Source organism: Aeromicrobium sp. (assembly GCF_014378035.1).
Taxonomy (GTDB): Bacteria; Actinomycetota; Actinomycetes; order Propionibacteriales; family Nocardioidaceae; genus Aeromicrobium.
Map to the genome: position 1 here is coordinate 1 of NZ_JACMOM010000088.1, position 3,209 is coordinate 3,209.

The 3,209-nt window shown below is 67.5% G+C and carries 4 protein-coding genes; all 4 read left to right on the forward strand.

Going from position 1 to position 3,209, the window contains the following annotated elements; genetic code table 11:
* Positions 1-971: hypothetical protein (locus H7290_RS04600; protein WP_290512838.1), on the forward strand; the 971-nt coding region annotated here is incomplete at its 5' end.
* A 210-nt stretch (positions 972-1,181) separates the two neighbouring features.
* Positions 1,182-1,871, forward strand: coding sequence for a cell division ATP-binding protein FtsE (ftsE, locus tag H7290_RS04605; protein WP_290512839.1), 690 nt, complete (start codon positions 1,182-1,184; stop codon positions 1,869-1,871).
* 35 nt (positions 1,872-1,906) lie between these two features.
* Positions 1,907-2,815 carry a permease-like cell division protein FtsX gene (ftsX, locus tag H7290_RS04610; protein ID WP_290512840.1) on the forward strand — a complete coding sequence of 303 codons (909 nt, stop codon included), beginning with the start codon at positions 1,907-1,909 and terminating at the stop codon, positions 2,813-2,815.
* 108 nt (positions 2,816-2,923) lie between these two features.
* Positions 2,924-3,209: hypothetical protein (locus H7290_RS04615; protein WP_290512841.1), on the forward strand; the 286-nt coding region annotated here is incomplete at its 3' end.

A 3,209-nucleotide genomic window follows, 5' to 3' on the forward strand; every position in this document is an offset into this window, starting at 1 on the left:
ACAATACGTTTGACGAAGGCGACAAGCAGATCAGCCACATCATCTTCTGCACCGCAAACCAGCCGCCAGTGACCGAAGCGACGCCCGTGACGCCCGTGACGCCGAGCATCGTTCAGGCGGTGTGTGTCGACGGGGCTCCTGGTCCTGCCTCGTACACGGTCGTCGGGACCGAGGGTGTGGTTTACAAGGTTGACGGAATGCCTGTCAGCGGGAAGAAGACGGTGGCCGCCGGTTCCACGGTGGTCGTCACGCCCTCCGCGGCTAGCGACAAGTTCGTGCTCACTAGCTCGTCGTCTTTCACGCTCACCTTCACGGTTCCCGACTGCAGGACCGCAGTGACGTCCGTGACTCCGATTGTCACTGACGCCAAGTGCACCGACAACGGACAGAGCGCGACAGTGGCTTCGTACACGATCCCGGCAACGACCGGCGTCGACTACGCGGTCAACGGCGTCGTGAAGCCTGCGGGCACATACACGGTCGGCAACGGCATCGGCTCGGTCACGGTGACCGCAGCCGCGCAGACGGGCTACGTGTTGAACGGGACGACCACGTTCCCGCTCACGTTCAAGCCCGCGAAGTGTGAGGTCCCGGTCGCTCCGGCAGTCGCTCCGACCCCGGTGGCTCCAGTTGTTGTCCCCGTCGCTCCGGTGGCTCCGGTTGTCACTCCCGTGGCTCCGGTTGTGGGTCTGGCTCCTGTGGTCGCTCCCATCGTGGAGGGTGTCAAGATCACGAGCACCACGCCCGTGACTAAGCCCACCACCGCCGGCGGGTCAGAGACCACGCCGACCCAGTCCGCGACCGTGGAGGGCGTCAAGGTGGAGGCAACCACATCTGCTGCCCTCGGCGCGCTGCCCCGGACGGGATCTGAGGTCATGCCCCTGATCGCCATCTCTGGCCTACTGCTCCTGGCCGGTATGACGATCATGCGACTGTCCGGTGGGCGGTACCAGCGGACTGGCAAGCACTGACCTGAGCGGACGCTGAACGAGCGTCATCCGTGACGAGGGCCCCGGGAGTCATCCTGGGGCCTTCGTCACGTCCACCACCGCAACGCGCGCACGAGCCGATGTTGCCCAGCCTGAGCCGTCCGCCGACGTACCATCGACGGTGGCGGACGACGGACGCCGACCGGCCCGCTCGGGGCTCGGCCAGGACTCTCAGACAGGCCCGCACCGACCATGATCCGGCTGGACGACGTCTCGAAGGTGTACGCCGCCGCGGCCCGACCGGCGCTGGACCACGTGTCGGTCGAGGTCGAGCGCGGCGAGTTCGTCTTCATCGTCGGCGCATCGGGGTCCGGCAAGTCCACCCTGCTGCGCCTGGTCCTGAAGGAGGAGCGGGCGTCGACCGGCACCGTGCACGTCGCTGGACGCAACCTGGCCACGCTGTCGAGCTGGAAGGTGCCCCAGCTGCGGCGCCAGATCGGCACGGTCTTCCAGGACTTCCGGCTGCTGCCGAACAAGACCGTGTCGCAAAACGTCGCGTTCGCCCTGCAGGTGATCGGCAAGCCACGGCACACGATCGCCCAGGTCGTGCCCGAGACGCTCGAGCTGGTGGGCCTGGACGGCAAGGGCAAGCGGTACCCGCACGAGCTGTCGGGCGGCGAGCAGCAGCGGGTCGCGATCGCCCGGGCGTTCGTCAACCGCCCGGCGATCGTGCTGGCCGACGAGCCGACCGGCAACCTCGACCCGACGACGAGCATCGACATCATGCGGCTGCTCGACCGCATCAACCGCACCGGCACGACCATCGTCATGGCTACGCACGACGACGAGATCGTCGACCAGATGCGCAAGCGGGTCATCGAGCTCGAGGACGGCAAGCTCGTCCGTGACCAGGCGCGCGGCGTCTACGGCCACCAGCGCTGATTCGCCGTCCCCCCACCGTCCACCCGAAGGAAGCCATGCGTCTGCAGTTCGTCCTCAGCGAGATGGGTATCGGCCTGCGCCGCAACCTCTCGATGACGATCTCGGTCGTCCTCGTGACGATGGTGTCGCTGTTCTTCTTCGGTTTCGGGCTGCTGTCCAGCGCTCAGGTCTCGACGATGAAGGACTACTGGTACGAACGGGTCGAGGTCTCGATCTTCATGTGCGGGCAGGCGTCCGACGTGCCGAACTGCGCCGACGGTGAGGTCACCCAGGCGCAGCGAACCGAGCTCGAGACCCAGCTGAACTCGCTGAAACCGTTGGTGCAGACCGTGTACTACGAGTCGAAGCAGGAGTCGTTCCAGCGGTTCAAGCAGCAGTTCAAGAACTCGGCGATCCTCGACAACCTCAAGGTCGACCAGATGCCCGAGAGCTTCCGGGTCAAGCTGAGCGACCCGCAGAAGTACGCCGTGATCGCGAGCGCGTTCCAGGGTGCCCCCGGCGTCGAGCAGGTCCTCGACCAACGGGCCCTGCTGGGCAACCTGTTCAAGGTGCTGAACGTGCTCACCTGGGTGGCCCGGGGGTTCGCGATCGTCATGACCGTCTCGGCCGTGCTGCTCGTGGCCACGACCGTGCGGCTGTCCGCGTTCAGCCGACGCCGCGAGACCGGCATCATGCGGCTGGTCGGGGCGTCGAACCTGCTGATCCAGCTGCCGTTCGTCCTGGAGGCGGTGCTAGCCACCATCGTGGGCGCCGTGATCGCCACCGGTCTGCTCTGGGCCGGCGTGCACTTCGGCGTCACCGGCTTCCTGTCACCTCTGCTGCCGTTCTTCCGCTTCATCACCACCAGCGACGTCGTGGCGGTCGCTCCGCTGCTGTTCGCCACCGGGCTCGCCATGGCGATCTTCGCGTCCTTCTTCACCCTGCGGCGCTATCTGCGGGTCTGACGGCGGTGGCGCCTCCCTGATCTCGGCCGTGGCTCGTGGTATCACAGGGGCGTGCGTGGCGTCCTTCGCCGCCGACCGTCCCTGACCATGCTGAGGAGCCCGCGGCCGATGCGCCCTTCGACCACGCGCCTGCGCACCGCCGCGGGCGTGGTCTCGCTGGTCGTGGTCGCCACTTTCGCGACCCCCATCGCGAGCGCCCAGGCCGGCCCCGAAGACACCAAGCGCAAGGTCGATGCCAGCATCGGTGCGCTCAAGGGCGACCTCGACGAGACCGACGCCGCGCTGACCAGCGCGTACGTCGCGTTGCAGCGCACCCAGTCGCAGCTGCCGGGGGCGCGGGCGGCACTGACGTCGGCCGAGCAGGCCGAGTCCGACGCCGTCGAGCGTGACCACG

Coding starts and splice junctions, on each gene's coding strand:
- ftsE (WP_290512839.1), top strand. CDS start 1,182: ATGATCCGGCTGGACGACGTCTCGAAGGTGTACGCCGCCGCGGCCCGA.
- ftsX (WP_290512840.1), top strand. CDS start 1,907: ATGCGTCTGCAGTTCGTCCTCAGCGAGATGGGTATCGGCCTGCGCCGC.